The organism is Serratia sp. CY31944, from assembly GCF_052169175.1.
GTDB lineage: Bacteria > Pseudomonadota > Gammaproteobacteria > Enterobacterales > Enterobacteriaceae > Serratia > Serratia sarumanii.
Map to the genome: position 1 here is coordinate 30974 of NZ_JBJNLG010000030.1, position 15073 is coordinate 46046.

Here is a 15073-nt window from a genome sequence, read left to right on the forward strand (position 1 = left end):
GCCCTGGTGTTGGCATTTAAATTAAATTGATTAATGTATTTATATAATGAGACGGCAGTATCATTTTTGCAAGGGCAGCTCAGTGCAAAATGGGACTTCTGTCTCATTTTTGAGCTTTTTGCGCGGCCGAGCCTTTGTCGTCAACCTGTCGGCAGTGGCGTATCTCCAGCCGCGCAAGCATGTACAGATGTATGAGGTTTAAGTGCCGATAAATGCTTTTCCCACCCCGTTCAATCCTTCACTGACGTCCACCCGGGCAAAAACCTACCGTTTGTTGCTGGCCAGCGCGATGGCGCTGTATGACGAAGGCGCGTTTCCTTCGATCACCGAACTGGCGGCGCATGCGCAGGTATCGCGTGCGACCGCTTACCGCTACTTTCCGACCCAGAGTGCGCTGATTAGCGCCGTGGTGGCGGAAAGCCTGGGGCCTATTCTGGAATGGCGCCCGCAAGACGATGATGCCCTGAAGCGCATCCAGCAGTTGCTGACCTTCGCCTATCCTCAGATGGAACGGCACGAGGGGGCGTTGCGCGCGGCGTTGCAGCTCTCTTTGCAGCAGTGGGCGCACGCGACGCCGGGCGAAAAATTCGTGCGCGGCAACCGCAAGCGTCTGTTGGCGCTGGCGGTAGAACCGCTGCAGGGCAAACTGCCGCCGGACTCTCTGCAGAGAGTGATTCATGCTTTCTCGCTGATTTACGGCTCGGAGGTGTTCCTGGTGCTGAAAGATATCTGGGGGCTGGAGCTTGAGAGCATTCAGAACGTCACGCAATGGATGGCCAAAGCCATCCTTCGTCAGGCGGAAGAGGACGCGACGAACCGCAAAAAAACATCAGCAGGATAATCCAATTTTTGCCGATGACTGACTGAAAAACCAGCATAATTCACTGAGTGAATATTGGCAAAATTTATAATTAAAAGTGATAAAAGACGCCTGTTAAGCACTTTTCAGGCGGCCACACCCTTCATTTACCTCTGAATTATATTTTTATTTATCAGTTAATTAATATTTATTCCCTCACGTGCTATCGCCGCTCCGATACCGCCAAGCGTCATTGTCATTTCTTATCGTCGCTGGCCTGATTCACCCCTGAAACTTTCTCCCCTCCCGCCGAACTGCCGGATGACACATTAAGCGCACTTGAGATTGTTGTGCTTTATTTATTTGGTATTACCAAACTGTTACACAAAAAATCTTATAAAACATTTGCAAACAACAACGGACGGTATCTGGGATGGAGAAGAAACTTAGAGGAGTCAAATCCGCTCGGGCGGCCTTCGGCTGGCCTGAAATCGGAGTTCATCGCGCACAATGGAGCGCGATGCTGATCTGCCTGACGGCGATCGGCGGGGCGCAGGCCGCCAGCTATATAGAGAACGGCAAAGCGGGCGATCCGGCCAGCTGGCGCAGCAGTGAGTTCAACGCGGAATGGGGGCTGGGGGCGATCCACGCCGACCAGGCCTACGCCGCTGGTTATACCGGAAAAGGCATCAAACTCGGCATTTTCGATCAGCCGGTCTACGCCAAGCATCCCGAATTTGCCGGTGAGAATAAGGTGATCAATTTGGTCACCAAAGGCATCCGCGAATACACCGATCCCTATATCCCGGTGAAGAAAGGCGATGACTTCCGCTATGACGGCACGCCGAGCGTGGATTCCGACGGCACGCTCGGTTCGCACGGTACCCACGTGGGCGGCATCGCCGCCGGCAGCCGCGACGGCGGCGCCATGCACGGCGTGGCGTTCAACGCGCAGATCATCAGCGCCGAAAACGGCGATCCCGGCCCGGAGGACGGCATCATCCTCGGCAACGACGGCGCGGTGTACCAGGCCGGCTGGGATGCGCTGGTGGCCAGCGGCGCGCGCATCATCAACAACAGCTGGGGCATCGGCATTACCGAAAAGTTTGATGAGGGGGGTTATGACCCGGCTTATCCGCATTTCACAGTAAACGATGCGCAAAAGCAGTTCGATCAGATCAAACAGATCCTCGGCACCAAGCCCGGCGGCGCCTATCAGGGCGCGATCGACGCGGCGCGCAGCGGCGTGGTCACCATCTTCGCCGCCGGTAACGACGGCAATCTGAATAACCCCGATGCCATGGCCGGCCTGGCCTATTTCGTGCCGGAGATTGCACCGAACTGGCTGTCGGTCGCCAGCTTGCAGGATCCCTCTAATAGCGGCGACTACAGCATCAGCACCTTCTCTTCCCGCTGCGGCTACACCGCCAGCTTCTGCGTTTCGGCGCCGGGCACCCGGGTATACAGCTCGGTGATTGAAGGCACCAGCGTGGAGAATCTGACGACCGGCTACGCCAAATACAGCGGCACCTCGATGGCGGCGCCGCACGTGGCCGGCAGCGTCGCGGTGCTGATGGAGCGTTTCCCGTATCTGAATGGCGCGCAGGTGGCGGAAGTGCTGAAAACCACCGCCACCGACATGGGCGCGCCGGGCATCGACGCGCTCTACGGCTGGGGGATGATCAACCTGGGCAAAGCCATCAACGGCCCTGGCATGTTGGCGACCGTCGAGGATATTCCCGAAGAATTCCGCATCCCGGATCCGACGGGCGTGGCTTACGGCCCGACCCAGTTCGTGGTGGATCTGCCGGGCGTCGGCGCGGTGCTGGACAAGGGCAAACCGACCGAGCGCGTCTGCAGCGATGTGCTGTGCGGCCTGGACGTCTGGAGCAACGACATCTCCGGCCACGGCGGCCTGACCAAGCAGGGCATCGGCACGCTGGTGCTGACCGGTAACAATACTTATTCCGGCCCGACGCTGGTCAACCAGGGGCGGTTGGCTGTCAACGGCTCGGTCACCTCGGCCGTCAGCGTGCAGAGCGGCGGCATCGTCGGCGGCAGCGGCACGCTCGGTTCGCTGACCGCCCGTGATGGCGGCACCGTGGCGCCGGGCAACTCGATCGGTACCCTTAACGTGGCCGGCAACGTCAGCTTCGAGCCGGGTTCGCGCTACGCGGTGGAAGTGGGGCCGAACGGCCAGAGCGATCGGATCCAGAGCAGCGGATCGGCGACGATCGGCGGCGGTGAGGTGGCGGTGACGCTGGAGAACAGCCCCAACCTGCTGACGCAAAGCGAGGTGCGCAGCCTGCTGGGCCAGCAGTACACCATCCTGAGCGCGCAGCAGGGGGTGAGCGGGCAGTTTGACACGGTGGCGCCGAACTACCTGTTCCTCGGCACCGGGCTGAGCTACCAGCCGACCGGGGTGACGCTGAGCGTCGGGCGCAACGGCACCAGCTTCGCCAGCGTGGCGCAGACCTCGAACGAGCGGGCGGTGGCGGCGGCGGCGGATGCGCTGGCGGCGGGCAACCCGGTGTACGAGAGCCTGCTCGGCAGCGGCACGGCGGGCGAAGCGCGGCAGGCGTTCCGTCAGCTGTCGGGGCAAATCCATGCGGACATCGCCTCGGCGCTGGTGAACGACAGCCGCTACCTGCGTGAGGCGCTGAACGGGCGCCTGCGTCAGGCGGAAGGGCTGGCGAGCTCGTCGGCCATCAAGGCGGACGAGGGCGGTGCCTGGGCGCAGCTGCTGGGGGCGTGGGACCACGCGTCGGGCGACGCCAACGCCACGGGTTATCAGGCCTCGACCTACGGGGTGCTGGTGGGGCTGGACTCGGCGGCGGACGACTGGCGGCTGGGGGTGGCGACCGGCTACACCCGCACCTCGCTGCACGGCGGGTACGGGTCGAAGGCGGACAGCGACAACTACCACCTGGCGGCGTACGGCGACAAGCAGTTCGGGGCGCTGGCGCTGCGCGGCGGGGCGGGCTACACCTGGCACCGCATCGACACCAAGCGGTCGGTGAACTACGGGATGCAGTCGGACCGCGACACGGCGAAGTACAGCGCGCGCACCGAGCAGCTGTTCGCGGAAGCGGGCTACAGCGTGCAGGGTGAGTGGCTGAACCTGGAGCCGTTCGTGAATCTGGCGTACGTGAACTTCGAGAACAACGGCATCGCAGAAAGCGGCGGCGCGGCGGCATTGCGCGGCGACAAGCAGCACACGGACGCGACGGTGTCGACGCTGGGCCTGCGTGCGGACACCGAATGGCAGGTGAGTGCGGGCACGACGGTGGCGCTGCGCAGTGAGCTGGGGTGGCAACACCAGTACGGCGGGCTGGAGCGCGGCACCGGGCTGCGGTTCAACGGCGGCAACGCGCCGTTCGTGGTGGACAGCGTGCCGGTCTCGCGCGACGGCATGGTGCTGAAGGCGGGGGCGGAAGTGGCGGTGAACGAAAACGCCACGCTGTCGCTGGGCTACGGCGGGCTGCTGTCGCAGAACCATCAGGACAACAGCGTCAACGCCGGTTTCACCTGGCGCTTCTAAGCACAAACACCATCGATTCAATCCTTGTACCGGAACCGTCTGCGGACGGTTCCTTTTTCACATCCTGCTAATGAAAGCCCGGCGCACCTGGGGCGTCGGCCAATAACAAGCAAAAGGTAAGGAAATGACAACAACAATGGGTTTTGATAGCAAAGGAAATGCTCGCCGCTCGCCGTGGCGGCTGAACGCGCTAGTCTGCTGCATGGCGCTGGCGGGGTATGCACAGGCGGCGCCGCACGAGGTGAATGGCCAAGCCGGCGATCCGGCCAGCTGGCGCAACGCCGAATTCAACGCCAACTGGGGGCTGGGGGCGATCCACGCCGATGAGGCCTACGCCGCCGGCTATACCGGCAAAGGGCAGAAGGTGGGCATTTTCGATACCCCGGTCAACCGCCATCCCGAGTTCGCCGGCGACGGCAAACTGATCAACGTGGTCACCGAAGGCTATCGCGCCTACACCGATCCGCACCGGCCGGGCATTAACGCCGGCGACCGCTTTTACTTCGACGGCACCTTCCACTTCTACAGCGGCTCACAGGGCATGCTGAGCAATCATGGGGTGCACGTTGCGGGCATCAGCGCCGCCAACCGCGACGGCGTCGGCATGCACGGCGTGGCTTTCGATTCGCAGGTGGTCAGCGTCGATAACGACAACGACGGCCCGGCCTATGGTGAATTCCTCGGCCTGGACGGCGCCGTCACCAATGCCGGCTGGCAGGCGATGATCAACAACGGCGTGCGGGTGATCAACAACAGCTGGGGCGTCAGTATTCCCGACTTTCTGTCCGACGGCGGCCGCGATCCTAACGCGCTGCACTTTGAGCTGAAGGATGCGCAGGAACAATTCGATCAGGTCAAACCGCTGCTCGGCAGCCTGGCCGGCGCAGGCTATCAGGGCGCCATCGACGCCGCGCGCAAAAATATTCTGGTGCTGTTCGCCGCCGGTAACGACGGCAACTACAACCAGCCGGATGTGATCAGCGGGCTGGCCTACTTCGTGCCGGACATCGCGCCAAACTGGCTGTCGGTCGCCAGCGTGGCGCAGGATGCGGCATCGACCAACAGCGTGCCTTACACCATCAGCAGCTTCTCTTCCCGCTGCGGCTATACCGCCAGCTTCTGCGTCTCGTCGCCGGGCAGCAAAATCTACAGCACCGTGGCCAACGGTTCCGATCCGGCCAACCTGGTGTCGGACTACGGCAATAAAAACGGCACCTCGATGGCGACGCCGCACGTCACCGGCGCGGTGGCGGTGTTGCTGCAGCGTTTCCCGTACATGAGTTCGGCGCAGATTGCCGACGTGCTGAAAACTACCGCCACCGACATGGGCGCGCCGGGCATCGACGCGCTCTACGGCTGGGGGATGATCAACCTGGGCAAAGCCATTAACGGCCCGGGCATGTTCTATACCGTCGAGGATATTCCGGCGGAGTTCCGCATCCCGGATCCGACGGGCGTGGCCTACGGCCCGACCCAGTTTGTCGCCAATATTCCGGGCCTGGGCGCCGAGGTGGATGCCGGCACGCTGCACGCCAGAAAGTGTGACGACATCAGCTGCGAACTGGAAGTCTACTCCAACAACATCTCTGGCCACGGCGGCCTGACCAAAGAAGGGATGGGCACGCTGGTCATGACCGGCGCCAACACCTATTCCGGCCCGACGCTGGTCAATCAGGGGCGGCTGGCTGTCAACGGCTCGGTCACTTCGGCCGTCAGCGTGCAGAGCGGCGGCATCGTCGGCGGCAGCGGCACGGTCGGTTCGCTGACCGCCCGTCAGGGCGGCACCGTGGCGCCGGGCAACTCGATCGGTACCCTGAACGTGGCCGGCAACGTCAGCTTCGAGCCGGGTTCGCGCTACGCGGTGGAAGTGGGGCCGAACGGCCAGAGCGATCGGATCCAGAGCAGCGGATCGGCGACGATCGGCGGCGGCGAGGTGGCGGTGACGCTGGAGAACAGCCCCAACCTGCTGACGCAAAGCGAGGTGCGCAGCCTGCTGGGCCAGCAGTACACCATCCTGAGCGCGCAGCAGGGGGTGAGCGGGCAGTTTGACGCGGTGGCGCCGAACTACCTGTTCCTCGGCACCGGGCTGAGCTACCAGCCGACCGGGGTGACGCTGAGCGTCGGGCGCAACGGCACCAGCTTCGCCAGCGTGGCGCAGACGGCGAACGAGCGGGCGGTGGCGGCGGCGGCGGATGCGCTGGCGGCGGGCAACCCGGTGTACGAGAGCCTGCTCAGCAGCGGCACGGCGGGCGAAGCGCGGCAGGCGTTCCGTCAGCTGTCGGGGCAAATCCATGCGGACATCGCCTCGGCGCTGGTGAACGACAGCCGCTACCTGCGCGAGGCGCTGAACGGGCGCCTGCGTCAGGCGGAAGGGCTGGCGAGCTCGTCGGCCATCAAGGCGGATGAGGGCGGTGCCTGGGCGCAGCTGCTGGGGGCGTGGGACCACGCGTCGGGCGACGCCAATGCTACCGGCTATCAGGCCTCGACCTACGGGGTGTTGGTGGGGCTGGACTCGGCGGCGGCGGACGACTGGCGGCTGGGGGTGGCGACCGGCTACACCCGCACCTCGCTGCACGGCGGGTACGGGTCGAAGGCGGACAGCGACAACTACCACCTGGCGGCGTACGGCGACAAGCAGTTCGGGGCGCTGGCGCTGCGCGGCGGGGCGGGCTACACCTGGCACCGCATCGACACCAAGCGGTCGGTGAACTACGGGATGCAGTCGGATCGCGACACGGCGAAGTACAGTGCGCGCACCGAGCAGCTGTTCGCGGAAGCGGGCTACAGCGTGCAGGGTGAGTGGCTGAACCTGGAGCCGTTCGTGAACCTGGCGTACGTGAACTTCGAGAACAACGGCATCGCAGAAAGCGGCGGCGCGGCGGCATTGCGCGGCGACAAGCAGCACACGGACGCGACGGTGTCGACGCTGGGCCTGCGTGCGGACACCGAATGGCAGGTGAGCGCGGGCACGACGGTGGCGCTGCGCAGCGAGCTGGGGTGGCAACACCAGTACGGCGGGCTGGAACGCGGTACCGGGCTGCGGTTCAACGGCGGCAACGCGCCGTTCGTGGTGGACAGCGTGCCGGTCTCGCGCGACGGGATGGTGCTGAAGGCGGGGGCGGAAGTGGCGGTGAACGAAAACGCCACGCTGTCGCTGGGCTACGGCGGGCTGCTGTCGCAGAACCACCAGGACAACAGCGTCAACGCCGGTTTTACCTGGCGCTTCTGACGTTCAGCGATCATCGCAATGACCACGGAGCCGGCATGCCGGCTCCGTTTTTATTTGCGGCTGCGGGGTGAGTCCGTATGATGGCGCGGCGCCAGGGCAATAAAAAACCGGGATCCTGACGGATCCCGGCTTAAAAGTGGGTAAAACAGATTAGCGCTAAAGGCTCAAGCCCCGTTTGATTTGCGCAGTCCGAGCGATGTGCTCATCGTCTCAGTAGCGGCAACGGAACAAATTTTCCCTGGTGTTACTATGGTTATTATTAAAAAACGTGCTGGTGTTATTTTTTATAGTGTATTGCTGTATGTCTCTTTTGATACCATGTTTGACGATGCAACATGGTATGTCAAGCAACGTTTTTAACGCATAATTGCATGAGATGCCAGTTTTAGATGTGGCTTTTTCAGCGGAAATAATCAAAACGACTGATAAATCAGTAAAAAAAATCGAAGGAACAAATGGATAACAATCACCAAAAATTCGATTCACAGTCGATTGCCAATCGGGTCAGGGAGCTGTTTTTACATTACGGGATTGGAAAACGTCAGCATGCCCGCGAGCTCAGCCGCATCTTGGATCTGAGTTTTTCACATGCGCACCGCAAACTGAAAGGGCAAAGCCCCTGGACGCTGGAACAGATCAACAGCGTCGCGGCCGCGTTGGGAGAAACGCCGGCGGCGATCGCCGATTTGAGCGCCGAACACGAGACCACCGAGCCAAATATGGCGCGCGATGCCATCTTTTTCGTGGCGGGGGTGGCGATGCCTTGCGTCGGGCACATTGGCGATGAGCTTCCTGCCGGGCGGCCGGCGGAATTTGTGGCGCTGCGCGTGGAAGGGCAGTGGCGTATCTATCGAGCCGATGAGGCACCGGCAGGCCCGCGTTACGGCGTCGATCTGATCGAAATCCGGCCCGGCTTCGGCGACGACGAGCGGCTGAGCATCGCGGTATTGGACGATTCGCATCAGGCGGCCGATGAGCTGGCCAAGTATCTCGGCGGCTGCGGCTTCAACGCGGTGGCGTTTTACGACGTCGACAGTTTCTGTCAGGCATTGCAGCAAAGCCTGTTCGACGGCTACGTGGTGGACTGGCTGATCGGTGAGGAAACGGCGGATCGCTGTATCGCCACCATCCGCGCCTCCGACAACCCGGACGCGCCGGTACTGGTGCTGACCGGCGAACTGGGCACCGACCGACGCGAGTCGGAAATCGCTCAGGCGATGCGCGAGTACGACGTGCTCGGCCCTTATGAAAAGCCGGTGCGGCTCCATGTGATCGAAGCCGCACTGCAACGCTGTTTTAATCTTTAGCGGGGAACACCTCGGCCAGTGCGTTTGACAGCGCATCCAGCCGAACCGGCTTCATCAGGTAGTTATCGAACAGGGCGCGCTGATCCGCCGTCAGCTGCTCCGGCGTGTAGGCGCTGATGCCGATGATCGGCACATGGCGGTTGGGGCCGCGGCGGTTGCGCAGCTGCCTGGCCAGGGCGGCGCCGTCGATGCCCGGCATCTGCAGATCCAGCAACAGCGCGTCGTAAGGGCGTCTGAGCAGCTTCTGCAGTGCGCGCTCCGGCGAGTCGCACAGTTCGTGCTGGTAGCCCAGCTTGTCCAATAGCGCCGCAAAGGCGTCACCCACCGACTTGTTGTCATCCACCACCAGCACCTGCTGCGGCTTCTGCTGCAGAGAGGCATTGGCGGCGGCGGGCGCGTCGGCGCGTTCGTCTTCACTGATCTGCACCGGAATGCTGACGATAAAGGTGCTGCCCTTCTTGATTTCGCTGTACACCGTGATGGTGCCGTCGAGCAATGTCACCAGGCCATGCACGATCGCCAGCCCCATCCCGACGCCGGCATACTGCTTGGTATGCGACTGATCCAACTGGGTAAAGGGCTTGAAGATCTGATCGAGCTGGTCTTTTTCGATACCGATGCCGGTGTCGGTCACTTCGATAATCAACGAACTGCCGCCCGGCTGGCGGCGCAGGCAGCTGTGCAGCGTAATGCTGCCGCTTTCGGTGTACTTGTAGGCGTTGGTCAGCAGGTTGACGATAATCTGCCGGATGCGCAGCGGATCGGAGTGCACCAGCAGGTGGCTGCATTCCACTTCACAGCTCAGTTTGACCTGCTCTTTGCGGGTCAGGGTGGCGATTTCGTTGGCGGTCTCCGCGATCAGCTTCTGCGCGTCGAACGGCACGATGCGCAATTCCATCATGCCGCTGTCGAGGTGCGCGTAGTCGGTCAGATCTTTCATCTGGCTTTCGATTTGCTGCGCGGCGGTCTCCAGCCGCTGGAAGGTGTCCGCATGCTCAGCCGACACCCGGGTATTCACCAGCACGTCGATGGCCGACATCACGCTCTGCAATGAGGTGCGCAGCTCGTGGCCGATGGCGCCGAGGAAGGCGTTTTTGGTGCGCGTCGCTTTCTCCGCCTCGATGGCCTTGGCCTGCTGGCGAATGGTCAGCCGCTGCTGACGGAACACGATCAGGGTGATGGCGATCAGCGCGATCACCGAGAACATGACGATCACCAGCCCATAGAAAATAATGTGCCGTTTCTCGATGTAATCCTCATAGGCGGCGGTGCGCTGCTTCACCTCGGCGTGGTCGGTCAGGTTGGCCATTTCGATGGCGTAAGGCTTGATGGCCCTCATGGCCGCGGAAACCTGGCCGAAGTCGATTTTCCGACTGCTCAGCAGCTTATCGATGCGATCCATCTGCAGGCGCATCTGTTTGACCACTTCCGGGTAGCCCGGCTCGGCGTACAGCGGCTGGGTCGATTCGGAGACGGTTTCCAGCACGTAAAAACGCGAATAGAGGATTTCGAACCGCAGCCGCAGGTTGTCGTTGTCCACCTGCGCGGCGTGGCTTTGCTGCTCGACCAGCGTGTCGAACTCCGCCAGCTTGATGGAGAACTTGGCGATTGACCAGGAGTAGTTCTCCTGCGTGCCGGCGATGGCATACAGCCCTTTCTTCGACAGGGTGGCGCTGTAGTAATAGAGCGTGACGGTCGAAGCCACTAAAAACAGCGCGGCGAAAATGGCCGGGATCGCCAGCCTGCTGCCGTTCTTAAAGGTCGTCAGCTTCATTTGATCACGATCCTGTCCACTTGCCAGATAAAGCGCGAGTTGTACAACGGCGAGTTCAGTTCAGGCCCGGCGGCGTCGCGCGGGTAAACCAGGAACAGCGGTCCGAAGTTTCTGAGCTTCAGCATTTCCCCGTCCATCTTGTAGGCCAGGATCATGTTGTACTTTTTGACGTCGGACAGCGGCACGTCGATGTAATAGTCGTTCAGCGCATAGAAGGTCAGCGTTTCGCCCTTGGCGCCGACGCGCTCCAGGATATCGGCCACCGAAATCCCTTCAAATTTTCTCTGCGGCGTCCAGGAAGTGGAGGTGGTGATGCTGCGCACCGGCATCGCCAACAGCTGCTTATCGGTGAACAGATAGCTTTTGTTGACCGGGTCGGTCACGTTGTCGATCTTGCCCGCCACTTCGAGGGTAAAGCTGAGCGCGCTGCTCTGGGCGATAATCAGGGCCACGCAGGCCATCGCAAGGGTTTTGCATAGTTTGAACAGCATCGGTGTTCTCCAGAGGCGCGGGGAGGTTGTATCAGTCCCGCTAATTTATCAGGCAGAATAATGGCAGAAAAAGCAGGCGGGCGCGAAGGGAATAGTAAACCGCACAAAAAGAACAGGCCTGAACCGGTCGACCCGTGCGCGTAACCTTTCCCTTCCGTTTGTCAGCCGTTCCGATGTGCTTTCAACAGCTGCGCCAGCTGTGTCAGGCCTGCCGTTAGCTCGTCCAGCGAAGAGGAACCCAGGCACAGGCGAATGCCCGTTGCCCGTTCGTCGCGGTCCACCATCACGGCGTCCGGCGGCGTCACTTTTACGTTGGCCAATGCGGCGGCGGCGGCCACAGACTCGGCGGTTTCGCGCGGCATCGGCAGCCAGACATGATAAGCGTCGGGATGCGATACGCATTCGCCGGCGTCGAATATCGAGGTGGCCAGATGCACTCTGCGCTGAGCCTCATGGCGCAACGCTTGCGGTATCGCCTCGACCGCGCCGCTGGACAGCCACTCCCCCACCACTGCGCAAGACAGTGGCGAAGGCGCGAAGGGCATATCTTGCAAGGCTTCTTCCGCCGCGTTTTGCATGCCGGGCGGCAGAGTCAGCATACCTATCCGCAACCCCGGGCCGAGCGTTTTCGACAGGCCATTGACATGGAACACCCGCTCGGGTGCCAATGTCGCGAGCGCAGGCGTTGCTGAATGCCCCAAGGCATACACGCCATCCTCGATGATCCAGACATTCGCCTGCCGGCATATCTCGACGATAGCCTGCCTGCGCTCGGCGCTCATGGTGGCCGTTGTCGGGTTATGCAGCGTCGGTGTCAGATAGACCGCAGTATGGCCGCAGGAGACACGCTCGAGCGCGCGAGACAGCGCTTGCGGCACCATGCCTTGCGCATCGATATCGATACCGATCAAGCAATGGCCTTTGCGCCGGGCCAGCGCGATCGCGCCGGGATAGCTGATTCTCTCCGTCAGTATCGTCCCGCGTGGCCCGCAGGCCAGGTCAAAAGCCAGTGAAATCGCCTGACGGGCATTGCTGGTCAGCGCCAGATTCGACGGTTCGATCGTGACGCCGACGTTTTCGAGCCAGCGGGCCAACAAACGTCGGTGCTCCAGATGCCCGGTCGGAGGGGAATAGAGGTTCAGATGATCCGCATCCATTTTCCGCGCAATGCTGGCCAGCGTGCGCGCCAGCAAACGATCGGTCAGCACCGCCGGCGGCGCATTGGACGAAAGATCGATTTCGCGTTTTTCACGGGCGTGGCGAATCGCCACGAACATCCCGCGGCCTTTCACGCTGCGTACCAACCCGCGTCGTTCCAGGATGGCATAGGCTTTGGTCACCGTGCCCAGACCGATCTCTAATTGCCAGGCGAGCGTACGGTGAGCCGGCAGACGATCGCCACCCTGCAATTTACCCTCGATAATGTCGTCGCCTAACGCCAACACCAGCCGCTCGACGGTGGTGACTTCCGCATTGGCCAGGCGAGGTTGCCAGGGCGATTGAAGCCGCATGGTGATGCTCCGAAAAATGAATAGTGTCACGTGACACTATTTAAATAGGTGAAAAGTGTAACACATACTATGTTGGTGAAGAGTCCCTGAGTTTTCAACAACGTCTCGGCCGCAAGGCGGGTCAGCGGAGTTTTTCCATGAATGTCAGTCAGCTTGCGTTGGTTTATGGTGCATATCTTCTCGCAACCGCCAGTCCGGGCCCCAGCAACATGGCGATCATGGGCGTGGCGATGCGTGACGGCCGCTCACCCGCACTGGCGCTGGCTGCCGGGGTGGTGACCGGATCGCTGTGCTGGGCACTGTTGGCCGCGACCGGCCTTTCCGCCGTGCTGGCCACGTATGCGCAGGCGCTGTGGGCCATCAAAATTGTCGGCGGCGTGTATATGCTGTATCTGGCGCTGCGCGCCGGCCAATCCGCATTACGGGCGTCTCCCGTCTCGACAGGGATAGCGGCAGGGGATGGCGGGCGATCTTATCGGAAGTTGTATCGGCAGGGCGTGCTGATGCATCTCGGTAATCCCAAGGCCATCATGTCCTGGATGGCGATCATGTCGCTGGGTTTGCGACAAGGGGCGCCTGAAGGCGTTTTACCGGCGATTATCGGCGGTTGTGCGTTGCTCGGCGTGACGATTTTCGGGGGGTATGCCCTGCTGTTCTCAACGGCGCCGATGATCGCGTTTTATACCCGGGTGAGGCGCTGGATTGAAGGAATGCTTGCGCTGCTGTTCGCTTGCGTGGGCCTGGAGCTGTTGATATCGCGGGGGTAATCATGCACGCCCGGCGTTAACCTGAGGAGAGAGGCGATGGTTTTTGGCATGCAGATGGTGGATGTCTTTGGCGCCGGGCCACTCGCCGGCAATCCGTTGGCGGTGATCGCGGGCGCCGGAGCGTTGTCGACGGAGGACATGCAGCGCTTGACGCGTTGGTTCAACCTGTCGGAGACGGCCTTTTTACTGCCGCCGACGCACCCGCAGGCGGATTACCGGGTGCGAATATTCACGCTGGATCGTGAAATGCCGTTTGCCGGGCACCCGACGTTGGGCAGCTGCCATGCCTGGCTCGTTATGGGAGGGGCACCCAGCAACGAGACGGAGATCATCCAGGAGTGCGGAGCAGGATTGGTGAGCATTCGTCGCGAGGGAGGGCGGTTGTGTTTTGCCGCGCCACCGTTGATTCGTTCCGGGGCGCCGTCAGGAGAGACGTTGGCCGACGCGTTGCGGTTTTTGGGGATCGCGTCTGATGAGGTGCTCGATGCCGCCTGGATCGATAATGGCCCGGGGTGGCTGGGGATCCGGCTGGCCAGCGCCGAGCGGGTACTTTCCCTGACGCCGGCGAGAAGCTGGCCGCGCAGAGTGGACATTGGCGTCGTCGGCCCACATGCCGAGGGTGACGCAGCCTTCGAAGTGCGCGCTTTTTTGAGCGATCATCTTGGCGCTATCGTCGAAGATCCGGTCACCGGCAGTCTCAATGCCTCCCTGGCCCAGTGGTTGTTCGCAAGCGGCGTGGTCAGCGGCGGATATATTGCCGCTCAGGGCCGCTGTCGTGGGCGCAACGGGCACGTGCATATCACCCGCGACGAGGGTGGCCGGATTTGGGTGGGCGGCAATACGCGCATTCAGGTCGAAGGGCGGTTGCAAGGGATTGGCACGGCGTAGAACGCGTCGCCGCACTGTGTGCGGCTGAACGGAATATCGATTTTCATCCGATGATAAGGAGTGAACAGTATGTTTGCGATGCCACAAAACGATACCCCCGTCGAAGCTGATATCACTCAGCCGACGACGGTCATCGATACGTTGAAAATGCTGGTACGTTACAAAGCGTGGGCGAATGCGCTGACCTTTGACACCGTAATGTCTTTGCCGGCCGGTGAAGCCTTGCGGCCGCGGCCGACCCGTTTTGGCAATATGGTGCATACCTTGAATCATGTCTATGTGGTGGACGATATCTTCAGGCACCACCTGCAAGGTCGAAAACATGGCTACCTCGCGCGCAACACCGAGCAAACGCCCGCGCTTGACGCTCTGCGGTGTGCGGTGGAGGAAATGGACCACTGGTATATCGAACAGGTGGATAACTGGTCGCCCGAGGCGCTGGCGCAGGTGGTGCAGTTCGAATTCGTCGGCGGGGGGGAAGGCCGCATGACGCGCCAGGAAATCGTGCTGCATGTCGTCAACCACGCGACCTATCATCGCGGTTTTGTCGGCGATATGCTCTATCAGGTGCCCTTCGCTTCGCCGGCGAACGATTTGCCGGTGTTTCTTCGCGATCACTACCGCCGGGCGCCGTGAGGCGAGCGAGATAAGTAAAAGACCACCTCCTGAGGAGGTGGCTTTACACGACGCCCCCTAAAAGGGGGCCATTTTCGAGTTAATCCTGCAACAGCTCCATCTGCTGTTCGATCTCTTGGTCCTTCTTATC

Annotated in this window: 10 protein-coding genes; 7 read left to right on the plus strand and 3 right to left on the minus strand. The window is 61.7% G+C overall.

All coding sequences use genetic code 11. From position 1 onward, the window contains the following. Nucleotides 1-202 precede the first annotated feature (202 nt). The 4 genes from ACJ8IN_RS23420 (at nt 203) to ACJ8IN_RS23435 (ending at nt 8876) form a co-directional block, all read left to right on the plus strand. Nucleotides 203-841, plus strand: coding sequence for a TetR/AcrR family transcriptional regulator (locus ACJ8IN_RS23420; protein ID WP_308326118.1), 639 nt, complete (start codon nt 203-205; stop codon nt 839-841). Nucleotides 842-1319: 478 nt separating this feature from the next. Further along, complete coding sequence (locus ACJ8IN_RS23425) at nt 1320-4340, plus strand: autotransporter outer membrane beta-barrel domain-containing protein (protein WP_442519548.1); 3021 nt, start codon at nt 1320-1322, stop codon at nt 4338-4340. Between the two features lie 202 nt (nt 4341-4542). Further along, the gene (locus ACJ8IN_RS23430; RefSeq protein WP_373275056.1) at nt 4543-7569 is read left to right on the plus strand and encodes an autotransporter outer membrane beta-barrel domain-containing protein; all 3027 of its coding nucleotides are present in this window, start codon (nt 4543-4545) and stop codon (nt 7567-7569) included. A 455-nt stretch (nt 7570-8024) separates the two neighbouring features. Further along, nucleotides 8025-8876: a helix-turn-helix domain-containing protein gene (locus ACJ8IN_RS23435; protein WP_033636393.1), complete on the plus strand. Its 852-nt coding sequence runs from the start codon at nt 8025-8027 to the stop codon at nt 8874-8876. Here the strand turns inward: ACJ8IN_RS23435 and ACJ8IN_RS23440 are convergent. The 3 genes from ACJ8IN_RS23440 to ACJ8IN_RS23450 form a co-directional block, all read right to left on the minus strand. Further along, entirely contained in the window at nt 8866-10650 is a 1785-nt protein-coding gene (locus ACJ8IN_RS23440; protein ID WP_033636392.1) for an ATP-binding response regulator, read from the minus strand. The genes ACJ8IN_RS23435 and ACJ8IN_RS23440 overlap by 11 nt on opposite strands. Then, nucleotides 10647-11141, minus strand: a complete 495-nt coding sequence (locus ACJ8IN_RS23445) for a molybdopterin-dependent oxidoreductase (protein ID WP_033636391.1) — start codon at nt 11139-11141, stop codon at nt 10647-10649. Before ACJ8IN_RS23445 ends, ACJ8IN_RS23440 begins: the two co-directional genes overlap by 4 nt. A gap of 161 nt (nt 11142-11302) precedes the next feature. Beyond that, entirely contained in the window at nt 11303-12652 is a 1350-nt protein-coding gene (locus tag ACJ8IN_RS23450) for an aminotransferase-like domain-containing protein (RefSeq protein WP_047570102.1), read from the minus strand. 137 nt (nt 12653-12789) lie between these two features. On the opposite strand from ACJ8IN_RS23450, the gene ACJ8IN_RS23455 reads away from it, so the two are divergent. The 3 genes from ACJ8IN_RS23455 to ACJ8IN_RS23465 all read left to right on the plus strand — a co-directional run bounded on the left by ACJ8IN_RS23455 (nt 12790) and on the right by ACJ8IN_RS23465 (nt 14943). Beyond that, nucleotides 12790-13419: a LysE family translocator gene (locus ACJ8IN_RS23455; protein WP_033636389.1), complete on the plus strand. Its 630-nt coding sequence runs from the start codon at nt 12790-12792 to the stop codon at nt 13417-13419. A 36-nt stretch (nt 13420-13455) separates the two neighbouring features. Beyond that, nucleotides 13456-14307 (plus strand): PhzF family phenazine biosynthesis protein, encoded by an 852-nt coding sequence (locus tag ACJ8IN_RS23460; RefSeq protein ID WP_308326113.1) that lies wholly within the window; start codon nt 13456-13458, stop codon nt 14305-14307. Between the two features lie 69 nt (nt 14308-14376). Continuing rightward, on the plus strand, nt 14377-14943 hold the full coding sequence (locus ACJ8IN_RS23465; RefSeq protein WP_072269791.1) for a DinB family protein: 567 nt from the start codon (nt 14377-14379) through the stop codon (nt 14941-14943). Nucleotides 14944-15073: the final 130 nt, after the last annotated feature.

Bases quoted from the DNA above. Each gene is read 5' to 3' on its own strand.
- ACJ8IN_RS23425 (WP_442519548.1), top strand. From the start codon at position 1,320: ATGCTGATCTGCCTGACGGCGATCGGCGGGGCGCAGGCCGCCAGCTAT.
- ACJ8IN_RS23430 (WP_373275056.1), top strand. From the start codon at position 4,543: ATGGCGCTGGCGGGGTATGCACAGGCGGCGCCGCACGAGGTGAATGGC.
- ACJ8IN_RS23435 (WP_033636393.1), top strand. From the start codon at position 8,025: ATGGATAACAATCACCAAAAATTCGATTCACAGTCGATTGCCAATCGG.
- ACJ8IN_RS23440 (WP_033636392.1), bottom strand. From the start codon at position 10,650: ATGAAGCTGACGACCTTTAAGAACGGCAGCAGGCTGGCGATCCCGGCC.
- ACJ8IN_RS23445 (WP_033636391.1), bottom strand. From the start codon at position 11,141: ATGCTGTTCAAACTATGCAAAACCCTTGCGATGGCCTGCGTGGCCCTG.
- ACJ8IN_RS23450 (WP_047570102.1), bottom strand. From the start codon at position 12,652: ATGCGGCTTCAATCGCCCTGGCAACCTCGCCTGGCCAATGCGGAAGTC.
- ACJ8IN_RS23455 (WP_033636389.1), top strand. From the start codon at position 12,790: ATGAATGTCAGTCAGCTTGCGTTGGTTTATGGTGCATATCTTCTCGCA.
- ACJ8IN_RS23460 (WP_308326113.1), top strand. From the start codon at position 13,456: ATGGTTTTTGGCATGCAGATGGTGGATGTCTTTGGCGCCGGGCCACTC.
- ACJ8IN_RS23465 (WP_072269791.1), top strand. From the start codon at position 14,377: ATGTTTGCGATGCCACAAAACGATACCCCCGTCGAAGCTGATATCACT.